General features: G+C 64.5%; 17 protein-coding genes. 10 read left to right on the top strand and 7 right to left on the bottom strand.

The features are described from left to right. The 3 genes from ACTS1Z_RS07790 to tpiA all read right to left on the bottom strand — a co-directional run. Positions 1-71: hypothetical protein (locus ACTS1Z_RS07790; protein ID WP_442623885.1), on the bottom strand; the 71-nt coding region annotated here is incomplete at its 3' end. An 88-nt stretch (positions 72-159) separates the two neighbouring features. After that, complete coding sequence (gene secG / locus ACTS1Z_RS07785; RefSeq protein WP_442623882.1) at positions 160-558, bottom strand: preprotein translocase subunit SecG; 399 nt, start codon at positions 556-558, stop codon at positions 160-162. Positions 559-654: 96 nt separating this feature from the next. Further along, complete coding sequence (gene tpiA / locus ACTS1Z_RS07780; RefSeq protein ID WP_442623881.1) at positions 655-1,404, bottom strand: triose-phosphate isomerase; 750 nt, start codon at positions 1,402-1,404, stop codon at positions 655-657. A gap of 147 nt (positions 1,405-1,551) precedes the next feature. Between tpiA and ACTS1Z_RS07775 the strand changes: the two genes are divergently transcribed. The 4 genes from ACTS1Z_RS07775 to ACTS1Z_RS07760 all read left to right on the top strand — a co-directional run bounded on the left by ACTS1Z_RS07775 (position 1,552) and on the right by ACTS1Z_RS07760 (position 7,960). Continuing rightward, on the top strand, positions 1,552-3,507 hold the full coding sequence (locus ACTS1Z_RS07775) for a peptidyl-prolyl cis-trans isomerase (RefSeq protein WP_442623880.1): 1,956 nt from the start codon (positions 1,552-1,554) through the stop codon (positions 3,505-3,507). Position 3,508: 1 nt separating this feature from the next. Further along, positions 3,509-5,038, top strand: a complete 1,530-nt coding sequence (gene trpE / locus ACTS1Z_RS07770) for an anthranilate synthase component I (protein WP_442623879.1) — start codon at positions 3,509-3,511, stop codon at positions 5,036-5,038. Positions 5,039-5,134: 96 nt separating this feature from the next. Next, positions 5,135-6,571 carry a cardiolipin synthase gene (gene cls, locus ACTS1Z_RS07765; protein WP_442623878.1) on the top strand — a complete coding sequence of 479 codons (1,437 nt, stop codon included), beginning with the start codon at positions 5,135-5,137 and terminating at the stop codon, positions 6,569-6,571. Positions 6,572-6,679: 108 nt separating this feature from the next. Then, positions 6,680-7,960: a S41 family peptidase gene (locus tag ACTS1Z_RS07760; protein WP_442623877.1), complete on the top strand. Its 1,281-nt coding sequence runs from the start codon at positions 6,680-6,682 to the stop codon at positions 7,958-7,960. Between the two features lie 14 nt (positions 7,961-7,974). Here the strand turns inward: ACTS1Z_RS07760 and ACTS1Z_RS07755 are convergent, their stop codons facing one another. Next, a complete protein-coding gene (locus tag ACTS1Z_RS07755) occupies positions 7,975-8,280 on the bottom strand; it encodes a polyhydroxyalkanoic acid system family protein (RefSeq protein WP_442623876.1) in 306 nt (101 codons plus the stop codon). Between the two features lie 27 nt (positions 8,281-8,307). Continuing rightward, a complete protein-coding gene (locus tag ACTS1Z_RS07750) occupies positions 8,308-10,644 on the bottom strand; it encodes a M13-type metalloendopeptidase (RefSeq protein WP_442623875.1) in 2,337 nt (778 codons plus the stop codon). A 154-nt stretch (positions 10,645-10,798) separates the two neighbouring features. Here ACTS1Z_RS07750 and ACTS1Z_RS07745 point away from each other — a divergent pair, with 154 nt between their 5' ends. Beyond that, positions 10,799-11,389 carry an anthranilate synthase component II gene (locus ACTS1Z_RS07745; protein WP_442623874.1) on the top strand — a complete coding sequence of 197 codons (591 nt, stop codon included), beginning with the start codon at positions 10,799-10,801 and terminating at the stop codon, positions 11,387-11,389. Here the strand turns inward: ACTS1Z_RS07745 and ACTS1Z_RS07740 are convergent. Continuing rightward, positions 11,381-12,112 carry a hypothetical protein gene (locus tag ACTS1Z_RS07740; RefSeq protein WP_442623873.1) on the bottom strand — a complete coding sequence of 244 codons (732 nt, stop codon included), beginning with the start codon at positions 12,110-12,112 and terminating at the stop codon, positions 11,381-11,383. The two genes, ACTS1Z_RS07745 and ACTS1Z_RS07740, sit on opposite strands and share 9 nt — an antisense overlap. 65 nt (positions 12,113-12,177) lie before the next feature. Further along, entirely contained in the window at positions 12,178-12,900 is a 723-nt protein-coding gene (locus tag ACTS1Z_RS07735) for a hypothetical protein (RefSeq protein WP_442623872.1), read from the bottom strand. Between the two features lie 142 nt (positions 12,901-13,042). Between ACTS1Z_RS07735 and trpD the strand changes: the two genes are divergently transcribed. From trpD to lexA, 5 genes are all read left to right on the top strand, one after another. Then, positions 13,043-14,029 (top strand): anthranilate phosphoribosyltransferase, encoded by a 987-nt coding sequence (gene trpD / locus ACTS1Z_RS07730; RefSeq protein ID WP_442623871.1) that lies wholly within the window; start codon positions 13,043-13,045, stop codon positions 14,027-14,029. Further along, positions 14,026-14,820, top strand: coding sequence for an indole-3-glycerol phosphate synthase TrpC (gene trpC, locus ACTS1Z_RS07725; protein ID WP_442623870.1), 795 nt, complete (start codon positions 14,026-14,028; stop codon positions 14,818-14,820). Before trpD ends, trpC begins: the two co-directional genes overlap by 4 nt. Beyond that, a complete protein-coding gene (gene moaC / locus ACTS1Z_RS07720; RefSeq protein WP_442623869.1) occupies positions 14,813-15,283 on the top strand; it encodes a cyclic pyranopterin monophosphate synthase MoaC in 471 nt (156 codons plus the stop codon). Before trpC ends, moaC begins: the two co-directional genes overlap by 8 nt. Then, entirely contained in the window at positions 15,280-16,467 is a 1,188-nt protein-coding gene (locus ACTS1Z_RS07715; protein ID WP_442623868.1) for a molybdopterin molybdotransferase MoeA, read from the top strand. Before moaC ends, ACTS1Z_RS07715 begins: the two co-directional genes overlap by 4 nt. A gap of 74 nt (positions 16,468-16,541) precedes the next feature. Next, positions 16,542-17,198, top strand: a complete 657-nt coding sequence (gene lexA / locus ACTS1Z_RS07710) for a transcriptional repressor LexA (protein WP_442623867.1) — start codon at positions 16,542-16,544, stop codon at positions 17,196-17,198. Positions 17,199-17,271: the final 73 nt, after the last annotated feature.

Raw genomic sequence — 17,271 nt, 5'->3', positions numbered from 1 at the left:
AGGCTTGCCGCCATGAGACCCTTGCCGAGCGAGGAAACCACGCCGCCGGTGACAAAAATGAACCGCGCCATGGGAGGAAAGGCTTACGCAGGATTGGCGGCAAAGCGCAAGCCGCCGAATCCATCCGGTGCGATTATTTTGTGAGTAAAGCCCCGCGGCCTATTGGGCCGGCGCCTCTTCCTCTTCGCCGTCCGACCCTTCGGCCTGACCGGCGATGCTGCTCAGAATATCGTTGTCCACCGATTCGGGTGCAGGAGCGTCACCGCCGATGGGCGAAGCCGGCGCGGCAGGCGCCGATTCTTCGATCAGGCTCGTATCGATCGTCGATTCCGCTTGCCGCGTGGTCGCGAGACCGGCGAGCAGGATGCTGAGGCCGACGAAAGCGACCGCCGTGAAAGCGGTCGCGCGCGTGAGAAAGTCCGCCTGACCGCGCGCCGTCATCAGGCCAGAGGACGATCCGCCGACACCCAGCCCGCCGCCTTCGGAGCGCTGCATGAGAATGAGCGTCACGAGAACGGCAGCGATGACGGCCTGCAGGACGAGGAGAAAGGTGAACATTGCGGATCTCTATATGTTGTTGGGCGGCCGATATACGGCGCGCCGAAGCGTTGGCGCGAAATAGGCGTTTCCGCCGAAAGGTTCAAGCGAGCAGGTTCAGACCCGCGCGGCGCCCGCTTCGATGATCGGCACGAACTTGTCGGCGCTGAGGCTCGCCCCGCCGACCAGCCCGCCATCGACATTGTCGACGGCCAGCAGGTCGGCTGCATTGTCGCCGTTCATCGAGCCACCATAGAGGATACGCACGCCTTCCGCTTCGTCGCCGATCATGTCCGCCAGTTTCGCGCGGATCGCCGCATGCATCGCGGCGACGTCTCCAAGCGTCGGGACACGCCCCGTGCCGATCGCCCAAACCGGCTCATAGGCGATCACGAGCCATTCGGCGGTTGCGTCAGACGGTACCGAGCCCGCTACCTGCCTCGTAACGACCGTTTCGGCCTCACCGGCATCGCGCTCGGCTTCGGTTTCGCCGACACAGACGATGGCGGTCAGTCCGTGGCGGTGCGCGGCTTCGGCCTTGCCGCGCACATCTTCGTCGGTCTCGCCCTGATCGGCCCGGCGCTCGCTATGCCCGACGATGACGTGATGCGCGCCCGCTTCCTTGAGCATGGCCGCGGAGAGACAGCCGGTATGCGCGCCCTTGTCCGCCGGGTGGCAATCCTGCGCACCTATGGCGAGACTCGGCACGCGCGCGACGGCCGGCGCGATCAGCGTTGCGGGCGGGCAGATTGCCACATCGACCTGCGGATGGGCTCTGGCGGCCTTTTCGATGCCGTGCAGTTCGCGCAGATGGTCGATATGCCCGTTCATCTTCCAGTTGCCCGCAATCAGTTTGCGTCGCGTCATGATAGTGGTGTCTCCGCTTGGAATCGTCGGCGGCCTGATAACCGGGCGACGGGCATCTGCCAATCGCGCAACAATGCTTGAAGCGGCGCGAGCACATCCGTAAAGCACGGACCAATTCGCAGTCCCTTAGATAAAGACGCCGTTCCCATGATCAGCTTTTTCCGTAATCTGTTCTCGTCGAAACTCGGCCTCATATTCGCGATGGCCTTTGTGGCGCTGATCGCGGCGGCTTTTGCGCTGGCAGATATCAGCGCGCCCGGTGGCGGCGGCACCGGCTTTCTCGGTCGCGGCGGCAATACAGTCGCCACTGTCGACGGCGTCGAAGTCAGCGACGAACGCATCGCACAGCTCGTAACCCGCGCGTTGCAGAATGCCCGCGAGGAACAGCCGGGTCTCGATATGGCAGCGCTCGTCGAAGGCGGCGGGCTCGACGAAACGATCGAGCAATATATGCAGGGCGAAGCGCTGAGCGCATTCGGCCGCGACTACGGCATTTTGATCAGCAAGCGCCTGATCGACGCGACGATCGCCGAGATTCCGGCGTTCCAGGGACTGACGGGAACCTTCGATGAACCCACTTTCCGCCAGGTGCTCGCGCAGCAGGGGTTGAGCGAAGACGAGTTGCGAACGGATCTCGAGCGGCAGACTCTGGTCGGCATTCTGCTCGGCCCCGTCGCGGCGAGCGCGCGGGTGCCGGCGGCCATCGCCCGGCCATATGCGGGGCTGCTTCTGGAGGAGCGCAGCGGACAGGTCGCCTCGATCCCGTCCAGCGCCGTGCCGCAGGGCAATCCGCCGAGCGCGCAGGAGCTGCAGAGCTTCTACAACGACAATATCCAGCGCTACACGCTGCCCGAGCGGCGCTCGGTCCGCTATGCGATCTTCTCGCTCGACGATGTCGAAGTCCCAGCGCCTACCGAAGAGCGGATCCGCGAATATTATGAAGCGAATAGCGATACCTATGGCGGCAGCCAGACGCGGACGTTCCAGCAGATCATCCTCGCCGACCGGGCCGATGCGCGCGCTTTCTACGAGGCTGTCGAGGGCGGCGCGGACTTCGGGCGGGAAGCCGTCGATCGCGGATTTACGCTACCCTCGACCCAAGTGAGCGGTGCGACGCGCGAGAGCTTCGAGCGCTCGACTTCGGAGGAGATTGCCGCGGCCGCCTTTGCCGCCAGCGAAGGCGCCCTGCTGGAGCCCATCCGCTCCGGCCTTGGCTGGCACGTGATCCGCGTTGCGGATGTCGTCAGCCGCGACGCGACGCCGCTGGGCAGTGTCCGGCCTGAAATCGTCCAGACGCTGACGGCGCAGCTCGGGAACGAAGCGCTCGCGCAGCTCTATCTCGACATGGAAAATGCCATCGAAGACGGAGCTTCCTTCGAGGAGGTTGCGGACGATAAAGGTCTGACCATCGTCGCAACGCCGCTCGTATCGCCCAACGGTCTCGCACCGCAACAGCCCGACTTCCGGCCGACCGCGGATTTGCAGCCGATTCTCGAACTCGCCTTCACGCTCGACGACGATGAGGACGCGGTGCTTATGCCCGTGATCGTCGACGAGCGATTTGCGATGGTCGACGTAGTCGAGATCGCGCGCAGCGCACCCCAGCCGCTCGACAGCATCCGCCGCTTCGTGGTCCGGGACTTCATCGCTGACCGCGCGGCCCGCCGTGCCGGTGCGATCGCACGGGAGATCGCTGCCAAGGTGAATGACGGCATGCCTTTGTCGCAAGCCCTGGCCGAGGCCGATGTCGATCTGCCCGCGCCGCAGCCCGCACGCGCAACGCGACAGGCAATCTCGCAGGCCGGCGTCAACGTGCCCGAGCCGGTCCGGCTGCTCTTCCGGATGGCCGCGAACACGGCCAAGCTCGTCCGCCTGCCGCGCGATCAGGGCTGGTATGTCGTGGTGCTCGACGAGATCCAGAGCGATCCCGATGCGATTACGTCGGAGATCGTCGAAGCCACGCGCGCGCAGTTCGCCAGCGTGACGGCCGACGAATATGCCGAGCAGTTCGTCAACGCCGTGCTCGCCGACTATCCGATCGAGCGCAACGAAGAGGCGATCGAAGCGCTGGCCGAGCGGCTGGTTACCGGCCGCAGCAATTGACATGACGAGCCGCGCCGACGCGATCGCGGCGCTGGAGTCGGGTAAGCCGGCGCTGATCTGGCGCCAGCAGCTCGCCGATCTCGACACGCCTATCGGCGCGGCGCTGAAGCTGATCGAGCCGGGGCGCGGCGATTTCATCCTCGAGTCGGTCGAGGGCGGCAATGTCCGGGGACGCTACACCTATATCGGCCTTGCGCCCGATCTCGTCTTTCGCGCGCAGGGCGCAACCGCGGAGATCAACCGGCATTGGGAAAGCGATCCGGACGCTTTCGTCGGCACCGAAGCAGATAGCGTAACTGCCTTGCGGGCGCTCGTCGCGGAATGCCGGATGGACGTGCCCAAAGGCCTGCCGGAATCGCTGGCCTGTCTCGTCGGCTATTTCGGTTATGAGACCATCGGCCTGATCGAAGACCTGCCGCGCCCGCCCGACAACCCGCTCGCCCTGCCCGACATGCTGTTCGTGCGGCCGACTCTGATCCTCATCTTCGACCGGCTCGAGGACAAGCTGCATCTCGTCGCGCCGGTCTGGCCGTCTCGGGGCACGGATGGGCATGAATCCGAGGAAAACAGTGCGGAAAAGTCTGTGGACCGAGCTGTGGAGCGGATCGAAACCGCCGCCGCCCGGCTCAATGCGCCCTATCTGCCCCGCCATCGTAAGGTCACCGATCTACCCGACGTCGCGCCCGAAGCGGTGATCGACAAGGCCGATTATGCACGCATGGTGGAAACCGCGAAGGATTATATCGCGGCCGGCGATATCTTCCAGGTGGTTCTCGCGCAGCGCTTCACCCAGCCCTTCCCCCTGCCCCCGGTCGATCTCTATCGGGCGCTCAGGCGCATCAACCCCTCGCCCTTTCTTTATTTCCTCGACCTTCCCGGCTTTGCACTGATCGGGTCGAGCCCCGAAATCCTCGTCCGCGCGCGCGACGGCGAGGTGACGATCCGGCCGATCGCGGGGACGCGTCCGCGCGGCAAGACGGCCAGCGAAGATGCGGCCAATCGCGAAAGCCTGCTCGCCGATCCGAAGGAGCGCGCCGAGCATCTGATGCTCTTGGATCTCGGCCGCAACGATGTCGGGCGCGTGGCGAAAGCCGGGACCGTGACCGTCACGGACAGCTATGGCGTCGAATTCTATAGCCATGTCATGCATATCGTCTCCAACGTGACCGGCGAACTGGACGATGCGCATGACGCGATCGACGCGCTGTTCGCCGGCTTCCCGGCGGGCACGGTTTCCGGCGCGCCCAAGATCCGCGCCTGCGAGATCATCGCCGAGCTCGAGCCCGAAACGCGCGGCGCCTATGCCGGCGGCGTCGGCTATTTTTCGCCCGATGGCGGCATGGACAGCTGCATCGTCTTGCGCACGGCGGTCGTGAAGGACGGCGTCATGCACATTCAGGCGGGCGCGGGCATCGTTGCGGACAGCAACGCCGATTACGAGCAGCGCGAATGCGAGGCCAAGGCCGGCGCGCTATTCGCCGCCGCCCGCGAGGCCATCGAGCGGGCGGACGAACCCGGATTCGGCCAATAGTCTTCGCACGTTATGCGACGCAGCGACGCCTTCCAGTCTGCCATTCTGCAAATCTTCTGCTAGGGTGACGCCGCAGGCGGTCTACAGGGGTTGGAAATGAGCGTCGCAATCGCCTTTCTCTGGGCCAATCTGCTGACGATCATTTCCTGGGTGATCCGTATCGGCGCGCTGATCCTCGTGCCCTTCCGCCGCTCGCCGGCCGCGGCGCGCGGCTGGCTGCTGCTCTTCTTCATCGCACCACTGCCTGCACTCCTGCTGTTCCTCGTCATCGGATCGCCGAAACACCCGAAGCGGCGGCGCAAGCTGTTCGAGGAACTGCCCGAAATCCTGCGCCGCGCCGTCGCCAAGGCCGGCATCGCCACCGGCGCGGCCCGCGCCGATCTGCCCGACCGGCTCGATGCGATCGCGGATCTCGCCAGCGGGCTGGCCGGCCTGCCACCGGTCAAAGGCAACCGGATCGATCTGCTCGAAGATTATGACGGGTCGATCGACGCGCTGGTCGCCGAAATCGACAAGGCCGAGCATCACGTCCATCTGCAATATTACATCTTCGCCGATGACGGCGCGGGCCGGAAAATCGTGCAGGCGGTGGAGCGCGCGAGAGGGCGCGGCGTTACGTGCCGCGTGCTGATCGACGCCATCGGCTCGCTCCGCTGGGGCAAAGCGGTCCTCGCCCGGCTTCATGCGGCAGGCGCCGAAGCCCATCGCATCCTGCCGCTCGGCATGCGCAGCAACGCGTCGCGCATCGATCTGCGCAATCACCGCAAGATCGCGGTGATCGACGGCAGGATCGGCTTCACCGGTTCGCAGAATATCGTCGACGCCCAGCCGGACCGCAGCGCGCCACGCAATGTGGAGCTCGTCATCCGGGTCGAGGGCGCGGCTGTCGCGGAGTTGCAGGCTGTTTTTATCGGCGACTGGTATCTCGAAAGCGGAGTGGCGCTGGACGAAGAGCAGTTGTTCGCGCCGGTACTGGACGCCGGAGAGGTGCCGGCACAGTTCGTGCCGAGCGGGCCCGATTATCCGATCGGCGGCATCGACCTCCTGTTCGCCGCCGCCATGAACCTGGCGCGCGACGAGATCGTCATCGTCACACCCTATTTCATTCCCAACGACGCGATCATATCGGCGTTGACCAGCGCGGCGCTCCGGGGGGTAAAGGTCCGCATCATGCTGTCGCGCTATTCCGACGGCGTTCTCGTCGGCAATGCCCAGCGCTCCTATTATGCGGAACTGCTCCGGGCCGGAATCGAAATCCATCTCTACGAAAGCGGCTTCGTCCACGCCAAACATATGCGTATCGACCGGGACATCGCGGTTATCGGCTCGTGCAACATGGACGAACGCTCCTTCCGGCTGAACGCGGAAGCCAGCATGGTCTGTTACGGGCCGGCGGTCGCGGGCGCGGTGGCCGAAGTCGAGCGACGCTATTTCGACAATGCGACCGAGCTCGAGAAGGAAAGCTGGGCGCAGCGCTCGCTCGTCACCAAGACCCTCGAAAACAGCGCGCGACTGCTGAGCGACTTGCTCTAGCTGATCGCAATCCAAACTGACGTTTGTCGTAGTGGCGCAGCCCTTCATAGGATAGTCATGGCCTGACCGGCATGCCGCGCCCTAATCGTGGGTCGAGGAGAAACGGTCATGCGCATAATCCTGATCGCCGCCATTTTCGCGATCCTGCCCTTTGGTTCGGTACCGGCACAGCGGCTCGACCCCGTTGGCGTGACCGGCTCCGTCGCCAGGCTGGTCGAAGAGAATTTCTACGATGCCGAACGCGCGACCGAGATTGCGAGCGCGCTGCGCATGACGGCCGAAAGCGGCGAATGGGACCGGGCACAGGAGCCGCTACGGCTCGCGGAACTTCTCTCGTCCGCGATCGCCGAATATGACAATCACTTCCGCGTCACCTGGTCGCCGCCGGAGGATGCGGGTGCGCAGGCCGACCAGACCGAAGGGCAGCGGCTTTACGGGTTCGGCGACCTGATCCGCCGATCGGGTTACGGCTTCCGCGAGGTCGGCATTCTCCCCGGCAATATCGGCTATATCGAGATGACCTTCTTCGCCCATATCGATTTCGACGATCCGGCCGATCCGGCATGGGCCGCCGCCAACGCCGCGTTGGCTCTCGTATCGCAAAGCGACGCGGTAATCATCGACCTGCGCGAAAATGGCGGGGGATCGCCGGCCATGGTCGGCTATCTGGCGAGCGCGTTCACCGATCCGGACGCGCGCATCTACAATATATTCCATTCCCGCTCGGGGACAGAGAGTGAAGCGCCGGCGGTATTCCACCCGGCGCCGCGCACCGAAGTGCCGCTTTATATCCTGACCAGCGGACGGACCGGTTCGGCGGGCGAGGCCCTGCCCTATACATTGCAGGCGGCGAACCGCGCGACGATCATCGGCGAGGCCAGCTATGGCGCGGCCAATCCGGGCCAGAGTTTCGATGCCGGCGACGGCTTCGCCGTGTTCATTTCGACCGGCAGTCCGGTCAATCCGATCACGGGTACGAACTGGGAGGGCAGCGGCGTCCGTCCGGATGTCGAAAGTTCGTATGCCGACGCCCTGCAGAACGCCCGGATCGCGGCGTTGACCGCGCTGCTGGTGGAGGACGACGCCGCCTATCGGCTGGACCGGGAATGGGCGCTCGCGGCGCTGCGCCCAGTGCCCGAAACCGATATCGATGCGGCCGAACTGGTCGGCGACTATGGAAGGCTGACGATCAGTCAGAGCGACAGCGGACTGCACCTCCAGCGTGGAAGGCGGCCGCTCAGGACGCTCGTGCCGCTATCCCCAGACCTGTTCTACCGCGCCAACGATCCGTTGCGGCGCTATCGCTTCGCCCGTGATGAGGCCGGCGCCGTCATCGCGCTCGAATCCCTGCGGTCGGACGGCGCGATCTCGCGGTTCGAACGGGACTGACCGCAGCGGCGGCCTTACGCCTCGAGCAGTTTCGGCCCGTATTGCTCCAGCTTGTTGCGGATTGCGCCCGCGAACGGCTGAAGCAGCGTCGGCAGTTCGAAGGTCGCGACGACGACATCGTCCATCACGTCGAGGCGGCAGGCCAGCCGCTGGCCCAACGCTTCGATCGTGAAGAAGGCCGTATCCTCCTCCCAGCGCTTTTCCGTTACCGCGCCGCCGGGAATGGCATCGGCAAAGCCGTCCATCCCCTCGGCGATCCTCCGGCGCGCTTCGACGCGGCCGAGCTGATGCGCGATATTCGCGGTTATCGTCTCGGCCATCGCCCAAGCTCCACCATCACGCTCTCCTTACCAGATTGTCACGCGGTCTTCGGGCGGGATGTACATCGCATTGTCCGGCCCGACATCGAAAGCCTCATACCAGGCGTCGATATTCGGGACGACGTTGTTGGTACGATATTCGGGCGGGCTGTGCGGACCCGTCAGCGCCTGTTCGCGCAGCCGGTTCTCGCGGATCAGCCCGCGCCAGACCTGCGCCCAGGAAAGGAAGAAGCGCTGGTCCCCGGTCAGCCCGTCGAGCACAGGTTGCTCGCCATTTTCCGCGACATAGCGCTGATAGGCGGCATAGGCCATTTCGAGACCGCCAAGGTCGCCGATATTCTCGCCCATGCCGAGTTCGCCGTCGAGATTGAGGCCGGGCAGCACTTCGACGGCGCTATATTGCGCGCCGAGCCGGGCGGCGCGTTCCTGGAACTGCTGTTCGGTCGTTTCGCTCCACCAGTCGCGGATCCGGCCGGTGCCGTCGAAGCGGCGGCCCTGATCGTCGAAGCCGTGGCCGATCTCATGCCCGATCACCGCACCGATTGCGCCGTAATTGACGGCGGGATCGGCATTGGGATCGAAGAAAGGCGGCTGCAGGATCGCGGCCGGAAAGGTAATCTGGTTCGTCAAAGGGCTGTAATAGGCGTTCACCGTTTGCGGGTTCATCGCCCAGAGCGAGCGATCCACAGGCTCGGGCAGCCGTTCCAGATCGAGGTCGAAATCGAACTGCTGCGCGCGGATTACGTTGCCGAGCAGGTCGTCCCGCCGCACCTCGAGATCGGAATAGTCGATCCAGCTTTCCGGATGGCCGATGCGCGGATCGAAGGCGTCGAGCTTGGCGAAGGCTTCGGCACGCGTTTCCTCGTCCATCCAGTCGCTATTCTCGAGCCGCTCGCGCAGCGCCGCGCGCAGATTGGCGATCAGCTCGGTCATCTGGCGCTGGGCTTCGTCCGAATAATGGCGGTCGACATAGATCTGGCCGATCGCTTCGCCGATATTGGCGTTGACCAGCGTCACGCCGCGCTCCCAGCGTTCGCGCTGCTCTTCGGTATCGCGCAGCGTCCGGCCGAAAAAGTCGAACCGCGCCTCGTCGAAGGCGGAGGGCAGATAGGAGGCGTAGTCGCTGACGAAGTGGAAGGTCAGATATTCCTTCCAGGTATCGAGCGGCACGCTGTCGAGCAGTTCGCCGGCCGCGGTGATCGCCGTGGTCTCGGCCGCGACGACCGTATCGACGATGCCGAAGCCCATGCCGTCCAGCCAGTCGCTCCATGCGAACTGGGGTGACAGCTCGGCGAGCTGCTCACGGTTCATCGGATTGTATATCTGCTGGATATCGCGGCGGCGGGCCGGCTCCCAATGCGCTTCGGCCATCTGCGTTTCGAGCGCGATGATGCGGTCGGCTCTCGCGGCCCCGTCGGGAATACCCGCCAGCTCGTGCAGGCGTATGATATAGTCGCGATAGGCGGCGCGGAACGCGACATATTCTTCGCCCTCGTCGAGATAATAGTCGCGGCTCGGCATGCCGAGGCCGGACTGGCTGGCAAAGGCAATGTAACGGGTCGGATCGGCGGGGTCGGGCAAAGTGCCGACGCTGACGGGCGAAGCGTAGCCGACGGACCCGAAGACCTCGAGAAGATCGTCGCGATTTTCGATCGCATCGATCCGGGCCAGATAGGGCGCGAGCGGCGCCGTGCCGCGCGCTTCGATTGCCTCCTCGTCCATCCACGCGCCGTAGAAATCGCCGACCATCTGGCCGGTCGCGCCCGCCGCTTCGGGATCGGCGGCGAGATCGTTCAGGATGGCGCGCACCTGCTGCTCGGAACGTTCGCGCAGCATGTCGAACGACCCGTAGCGCGAGCGGTCGCCCGGCATCTCGGTCGTCGCCATCCAGGTGCCGCCCGCATATTCATAGAAATCGTCGCCCGGATCGACGGACAGGTTACGGCCTTCGAGATCGATGCCCCAGGCGCCGATCTCGGCGGAACCGCCATGATCCGGATGCGCGTCGCCATCATGGTGATCGTCATGATCGTGGCCCTGATGGTGATCGCTATGTTCATGGCCTTCGTGATCATGGACATGGTCGGCATCGCCGTGGTCCGTCGGTCCGTGGTCGTGCCCGTCATGATGCTCGGCATGATCATGACCGCCTTGCGCGGCATGGTGGTCGTCATGCTCATGGCCCTCATGATCATGTTCATGGTTCGCATCGTCATGGTCGAGCGCGCCGTGGTCGTGACCCTCATGATGTTCAGCATGATCGTGCTGATGATCGGTGCCCTCGTGATGATCGGCAAGGGCCGGCGCGGATATGGCCAGGGCAAGTGCCGATGCAGCGGCCATGGCGATGGAACGGGTGGTCATAACAAGCTCCTGAAAGAGTATCGGTTTTGAACTGGCGCTAGACGCGCAAATAGCTGGTGCCTTGCTTAACTAGGGCAGCGATGTTCGACAAGTCGGAAGCGACCGCCAAACAACGCGCTTGGCGGCGCTGCGTCTAGCCGATAGGCAGGCGCGCATGATCCTCGTCATCGACAATTATGACAGCTTCACCTGGAACCTCGTCCATTATCTGCGCGAGCTGGGTGCGGAGGTCGATGTCGTGCGCAACGATGCGATTTCGGCGGGACAGGCGATCTCATCGGGCGCTGCCGCCTTCCTGATCTCGCCCGGCCCCTGCACGCCCAACGAAGCGGGGATCAGCCTCGATCTCGTCGCCGCCTGTGCGGACGCGGAAAAGCCTTTGCTCGGCGTATGTCTCGGCCATCAAGCAATCGGCCAGCATTTCGGCGGCAAGGTCGTTCAGGGCGGATTGATGCACGGCAAGACCTCGCCCGTCGAGCATGACGGTACGGGCGTGTTCGCCGGTCTCCCCTCGCCCTTCACGGCCACGCGCTATCACTCGCTGATCGTGCCCGAGGACGGCCTGCCCGATTGCCTGAAGATCAATGCGCGGGGCCCGGACGCCACGGTAATGGGTTTCCGCCACGAAAGCCTGCCGATCCACGGCGTCCAGTTCCACCCGGAAAGCATCGCCACCGAACATGGCCACGCGCTGCTCGCGAATTTCATGCGGCTCGCGGGGATACCAGCGAAAGAGCTAGCCTAGCCTTAACCCGCACCGAGACAACGGTTCGCCAATATGTTGCGGAAGCAATTCGGCCTCACGATCATTCAAATAACAACCGACGAGGTTAAAATGGATGTCATTGGCTCGGAGAAGAGCGGCAACTTCTACTACCCTGTCGAATTCGGTGCGAGCTGACGGCAGCAGATAGTAATCGGGACCGGTATTCACGATGGTAAGAATGGGAATCAGGGATGCCGCTGTGGGATCTAGTCGCAGATTCTGGATCGCTCGATCTGCAAGGTTAGCGTCATCGGTCCTCTGACCCAGGACATAGGCAATACCGACATCGTCGAGGGCAATAACATTTCGACGGGTGGAATCCGGATCGGGAATGGGTTCGTCCCAGAAAATCTCAAAATCGAGCAATATAGAGGTCGCTGACCCGTCAATAGCGAGCTGGCCCGATGGAAAACCGACTTCTCTCATGGTTCCGATGGCCAAGGATACGCAGTTAAACGCAAGATCACGGGGCGCTGAAATCCGCCAATAAGGTATATCTTCATAGCGCATATTTTCCGCACCTTGATGGGCCTCCACCGCCGCGTCCAAGATGGCATAACCGCGATCGAACATTTCGGATCGAGAGAGCCTTTCGCCATTCCAAGCGAAACTGCAGTCACCGTCCGTCTCCGCGATTTCGATAGTTACCACCAACCCACCCGTATCGGGAGGAATGTCCTCGTCATCATTCTGTTCAGGCACGGAACATGCTGCGCAAAGAACAGCGAGAGCAATTATTGGCCTCATATGACCTCCCAACCGAACTCTCAGCACTCCGGTAGCGGCGTTCCGGTCTGGTCTGCAGCGAAGGGCCGGTCGAAATTCGGGTTGTAGCAACTAGCGAGCGTCGCCCTGCCACCATTCTGGAACACCGTGTCTGCCGCGTCGAGCACCTGGCCGAACGGCGTGTCGCCTGCGGGCAGCAGGAAAAGCGTGCCCGCACCTACGATCGACCCCATGTCCGGCGTCGCGACGATCTCCCGGCCGAGATCGGCGAGCGCGACGGGCCGTCCGGTCACGGTGATCGCGCCCGTTCCGTCCATCGCGGTGACGGTGCGCCGCGGGTTGCCTTCGAACCCGGCCACTTCGAACAGCACATTGACCTCGCGATCCGTTCCGGCTGCGCGGAGCGTGCCCCCGGTAAAGCCGGCCGCCCGGATTGTACCGATTGCGATCGAGGTGCAGTGGTAGGGTGCGTCGGCATCGGCCTCGAAGCGGATGAGCGGCAGATCCTCCTCGGTCATATTGGCCACGCCGTCATTGGCCTGGATCGCATCGCCGACCACCACGACAGAGCGCCCGATAATTCCGTCCGGGGAGATCGGCTCGCCGTCCCATGTGAAGCTGCAGTCGTCCGGCCCGCCGGCGCTGACGATCGTCGCCGCGACACCGCCGGTATCGATGGGCGTCTCTTCATCTTCCGTGGCCTCTTCAGGAGCGCCGCCCGAACAGGCGGCAAGCGCCAATGCGGATGCCAAAACGGCAAACACCGGAACTCTCATCTGTCCAGACCCCTCATTAAATGCAGTGCTTCGAATAGCATGGATCGGTTCTGCTGTATGCAACACCTGTCCGCACGGGCAGAATTTCTATCTGGCCTTTCGCGCCGCCCCATGCTTTGACGCGCGGCCTATGACCAGCCTACCCGATCCCAGCGCGCCGCTCGACCGCGCGACCGCCTATCAGGCCTTTGCCGACATGCTCGACGGCAAGCCGAGCGAGGATGATATCGAGCATTTCCTCACCGTGATGACCGAGCGCGACGAGACGGCAGTCGAGATCGCCGCAGCCGCCACCGCAATGCGCGAGCGATTGATCGCGATCGACGCTCCCGCTGGCGCGATCGATGTCTGCGGCACGGGCGGGGACGGGCAACACACGCTGAATGTCTCGACCGCCGTATCGATCGTCGTCGCATCGCTCGGCGTACCGGTCGCCAAACATGGCAACCGCGCCGCATCGAGCAAGGCCGGCGCATCGGACACGCTCGAAGCGCTCGGCCTCGATCTCGACCATGCCGGGGAGATCGCGGAGCGCAGCTTGGCGAAGCTCGGCATCTGTTTTCTGCACGCCGCCAATCATCACCCGGCGATGAAACGGATCACGCCGATCCGCAAACGCATCGGCAAGCGCACGATCTTCAACCTGATGGGGCCGATCTCCAATCCCGCCGGCGTCAAGCGCCAGCTTATCGGCATCGCCCGGCCCGATTATGTGCCGGTCTACGCCCAGGCCCTGCGCGAACTCGGCGCGGAAGGCGCGATGGTCGTTTCCGGCGAGGAAGGGCTGGACGAGCTTTCGATATCCGGCCCGAGCCGTATCGGCAGTTTCGGCGGCGTCGATGTCGGTGACCGCGTAACGCCCGACGATGCCGGGCTCGACAATTTCCCCATCGAAGCGATCCGCGGCGGAGATCCGCAGTTCAACGCCGCGGCGCTGCGTCGCCTGTTTGAGGGCGAGACCGGTGGGTATCGCAACGCCGTGTTGCTGAACGCGGCGGGCGCGCTGATCGTCGCGGGCCGCGCGGGCGGCTGGGAGCATGGTGTGGTGCAGGCGGCCAACGCCATCGACGATGGCGTGGCGAAAGACCTACTCGACCGCTGGATCGATTTCCGGTGAGCGACACGCTCGCCGAAATCTGCGCCGTCAAACGGGAGGAGGTTGCCCGCCGCAAGTCCGCCAAGACCCTGTCCGCACTCGAAGCCGATGCCGCCGATCGCGATGCCCCGCGCGGTTTTCTCGACGCGCTCAAAGCCAAGGCGGCAACCGGCTATGCGCTGATCGCCGAAATCAAGAAGGCCAGCCCGTCCAAGGGCCTGATCCGCGCGAACTTCGATCCGCCCGCCCATGCGCAGGCCTATGAAGCGGGCGGCGCGGCCTGTCTCTCCGTGCTGACCGATGAACCCTATTTCCAGGGGTCGGACGACTATCTGGTCGCCGCACGGAAAGCCTGCGGCCTCCCGGTCCTGCGCAAGGATTTCATGGTCGATCCCTGGCAGATCGTGGAAGCCCACGCTATGGGCGCCGATGCGATCCTAATCATCGTCGCCGCGCTCGACGACGGGCCGATGGCGGAGATCGAGGCCGCCACCATCGAGCATGACATGGACGTGCTGGTCGAAGTGCATAACGAAGCGGAACTGGAGCGCGCTCTTACCCTCAAATCGCCGCTGCTCGGTATCAACAATCGCGACCTCAAGACATTCACGACCGATCTCGCGACAACCGAACGGCTCGCCGCGCGGGTACCCGACACGCATTTCCTCGTTTCCGAAAGCGGCATCGCGACCAAGGCGGATTGCGACCGGCTGGCGGAGGGCGGCGTGCGCGCCTTCCTGGTCGGGGAATCGCTGATGCGGCAGGCGGATGTCGAAAGCGCGACGCGCATGCTATTGACGGGCCATGGCTAATCTTACGCATATCGACGAGACCGGCGCAGCGCGCATGGTCGATGTGTCGGGCAAGGCGGAAACGGCGCGCGAGGCGACCGCGACCGGGCGGATCACGATGTCCGCCGCGGCCGCCACCGCGATCCGCGACGGCAATGTGAAGAAAGGCGATGTGCTGGGCACGGCCCGGATCGCCGGGATCATGGCAGCGAAGAAGACGGCGGACCTGATCCCGCTCTGCCACCCGCTGCCGCTGACCGGCGTGACGCTGGAGCTCGAAGCCGACGAAGGCGGGGTGACGGCGACCGCCACGGTGCGCACGACGCACAAGACCGGCGTCGAAATGGAGGCGCTGACTGCCGTCTCGGTCGCGTTGCTCGCCGTCTACGACATGGCCAAGGTACTCGATCGCGGGATGACCGTGGGCGAGATCCGGCTGCTCGCCAAATCCGGAGGACGATCGGGCGACTGGACGGCGGAATGACCGGCCTGCTGCCGCTCGAAGATGCGCAGGCGCGGCTGTTGGCGCTCGGATCGCCGGTCGATAGCCTTGTCCTGCCCGTAGCGGAGGCCGCCGGCCGCTGGCTCGCCGAAGATGTCGCGTCGCTGCGCACCCAACCGGCCGCCGACCTCTCTGCCATGGACGGTTATGCGATCCGTTTCGCCGAATGCCCGGGGCCGTGGACGGTAGTTGGCGAAAGCGCCGCGGGCGCGCCGCTCGGCCGCGCACTGGCGCCCGGCAAAGCAGCGCGCATCTTTACCGGGGCGGCCATGCCGGACGGCGCGGACACGGTGTTGGTCCAGGAAGAAGCTGCGCGAGACGGCGAACGCTTGCGCTTGGCAGGCGAGGGACCGCCAGAGACGGGCGCCCACGTCCGAAAGCGGGGACGCGATTTTGCTGAGGGCGATACATTGCTGCCGACAGGCGCGAAACTGACACCGCCCGCGCTCGCACTGGCCATCGCCGGCGGGCATAGCACGCTACCCGTGCGCCGCGACCTCCGTATCGCGCTGATCTCGACCGGAGACGAACTCGTCCCCGCCGGCACGCCCACAGATGCGGCGCAATTGCCGGCTTCCAACGGACCGATGATTGCCGCGCAGCTCGCCGGACTGCCGGTCGCCGTCGACGATATCGGCATCGTTCCCGATACGCGCGAAGCTCTGGCGAAGGCATTGGATGCGACGCGCGACGCCGATGTGATCGTTACGATCGGCGGCGCATCGGTCGGCGATCACGATCTGGTCCGTCCGGCGCTGGAGGCTGCTGGCGCGGAAATCGATTTCTGGCGGATTGCGATGAAGCCGGGCAAGCCGCTGATGGCGGGCACGCTTGGCCGCCCCGTCGTGCTCGGTCTTCCGGGCAACCCGGCCTCGGCATTCGTAACCGCGAAGCTGTTTCTTGAACCGCTGATCGCGCAGCTTTCCGGCGCCCGCGATCCGCTGCCCGCATTCCAGCCGGCGCGGCTCGCCGCCGACCTGCCGGGCGTCGGCGTGCGGACGGAATTTCTCCGCGGGCGTTGGCGCGAAGGCGCGGTCGAAGTGCTGCCGCAACAAAGCAGCGCCGCGCTCGCCGCGCTCGCTCATGCCCAACTGCTGATCCGGCGCCCTGCCGGAAGCTCGCCAGCCCGCGCCGGCGATACGGTCGACATCCTGCCACTCGCTTGACAGCGAATCTTTTGTTTCCTACACGTTCCCCGTTCGTTCCCTAAGCGGAACAGAATTGCAGGAGGCGATACGCGATGCTGACCAAGAAACAGCATGAGCTGCTGATGTTCATCCATGACCGTCTGGCCGAAACCGGCATTTCTCCGTCCTTCGAGGAAATGAAGGACGCGCTCGATCTCAAGTCGAAATCCGGCGTCCATCGGCTGATCTCCGCGCTGGAAGAGCGCGAGTTCATCCGCCGCCTGCCCAATCGCGCGCGGGCGCTCGAAATCCTCCGCATGCCCGAACAGACGGGCGTACAATCCTCGCCCGTGACGACCGCGCCGAAGATGATGCCGGTCGCTGCCAACGACGTGCTCGACCTGCCGCTGCACGGGCGGATCGCCGCCGGTCAGCCGATCGAGGCGATCGAGGGCCAGGACAGTCTCTCCGTGCCCGCCGCCTTTCTCGGCAGCGGCGAACATTATGCGCTCGAAGTCGCCGGGGATTCGATGGTCGAAGAAGGCATTCTCGATGGCGACTATGCGTTGATCCGCAAGGCCGATACGGCGCGCGAAGGCGAGATCGTCGTCGCGCTGATCGACCAGAACGAGGCGACGCTCAAGACGTTCCGCCGCGAAGGTTCGATGATCCGGCTCGACCCCGCCAACCGCAACTATGAGCCGCAGCGCTATGCGCCGGAACAGGTCGCAATCCAGGGTACGCTGGCGGGATTGTTGCGGCGCTACTAGAAATTGTATTCCTGCGGAGGCAGGAATCCAGGGCTTCCAGAGAAGGCGTTTGCGGCCCTAGGCTCCTGCCTTC

This window comes from Parasphingopyxis sp., assembly GCF_052168295.1.
In the GTDB taxonomy this organism is placed as follows: Bacteria; Pseudomonadota; Alphaproteobacteria; order Sphingomonadales; family Sphingomonadaceae; genus Parasphingopyxis.
This window is presented reverse-complemented; position numbering and strand designations above follow the sequence as displayed.

Excerpts from the sequence above, each read along its gene's own strand:
- lexA (WP_442623867.1), top strand. The coding sequence starts at position 16,542 with ATGCTGACCAAGAAACAGCATGAGCTGCTGATGTTCATCCATGACCGT.
- cls (WP_442623878.1), top strand. The coding sequence starts at position 5,135 with ATGAGCGTCGCAATCGCCTTTCTCTGGGCCAATCTGCTGACGATCATT.
- ACTS1Z_RS07775 (WP_442623880.1), top strand. The coding sequence starts at position 1,552 with ATGATCAGCTTTTTCCGTAATCTGTTCTCGTCGAAACTCGGCCTCATA.
- ACTS1Z_RS07750 (WP_442623875.1), bottom strand. The coding sequence starts at position 10,644 with ATGACCACCCGTTCCATCGCCATGGCCGCTGCATCGGCACTTGCCCTG.
- ACTS1Z_RS07715 (WP_442623868.1), top strand. The coding sequence starts at position 15,280 with ATGACCGGCCTGCTGCCGCTCGAAGATGCGCAGGCGCGGCTGTTGGCG.
- secG (WP_442623882.1), bottom strand. The coding sequence starts at position 558 with ATGTTCACCTTTCTCCTCGTCCTGCAGGCCGTCATCGCTGCCGTTCTC.
- ACTS1Z_RS07745 (WP_442623874.1), top strand. The coding sequence starts at position 10,799 with ATGATCCTCGTCATCGACAATTATGACAGCTTCACCTGGAACCTCGTC.
- moaC (WP_442623869.1), top strand. The coding sequence starts at position 14,813 with ATGGCTAATCTTACGCATATCGACGAGACCGGCGCAGCGCGCATGGTC.
- ACTS1Z_RS07760 (WP_442623877.1), top strand. The coding sequence starts at position 6,680 with ATGCGCATAATCCTGATCGCCGCCATTTTCGCGATCCTGCCCTTTGGT.
- ACTS1Z_RS07755 (WP_442623876.1), bottom strand. The coding sequence starts at position 8,280 with ATGGCCGAGACGATAACCGCGAATATCGCGCATCAGCTCGGCCGCGTC.
- tpiA (WP_442623881.1), bottom strand. The coding sequence starts at position 1,404 with ATGACGCGACGCAAACTGATTGCGGGCAACTGGAAGATGAACGGGCAT.
- trpD (WP_442623871.1), top strand. The coding sequence starts at position 13,043 with ATGACCAGCCTACCCGATCCCAGCGCGCCGCTCGACCGCGCGACCGCC.
- trpE (WP_442623879.1), top strand. The coding sequence starts at position 3,509 with ATGACGAGCCGCGCCGACGCGATCGCGGCGCTGGAGTCGGGTAAGCCG.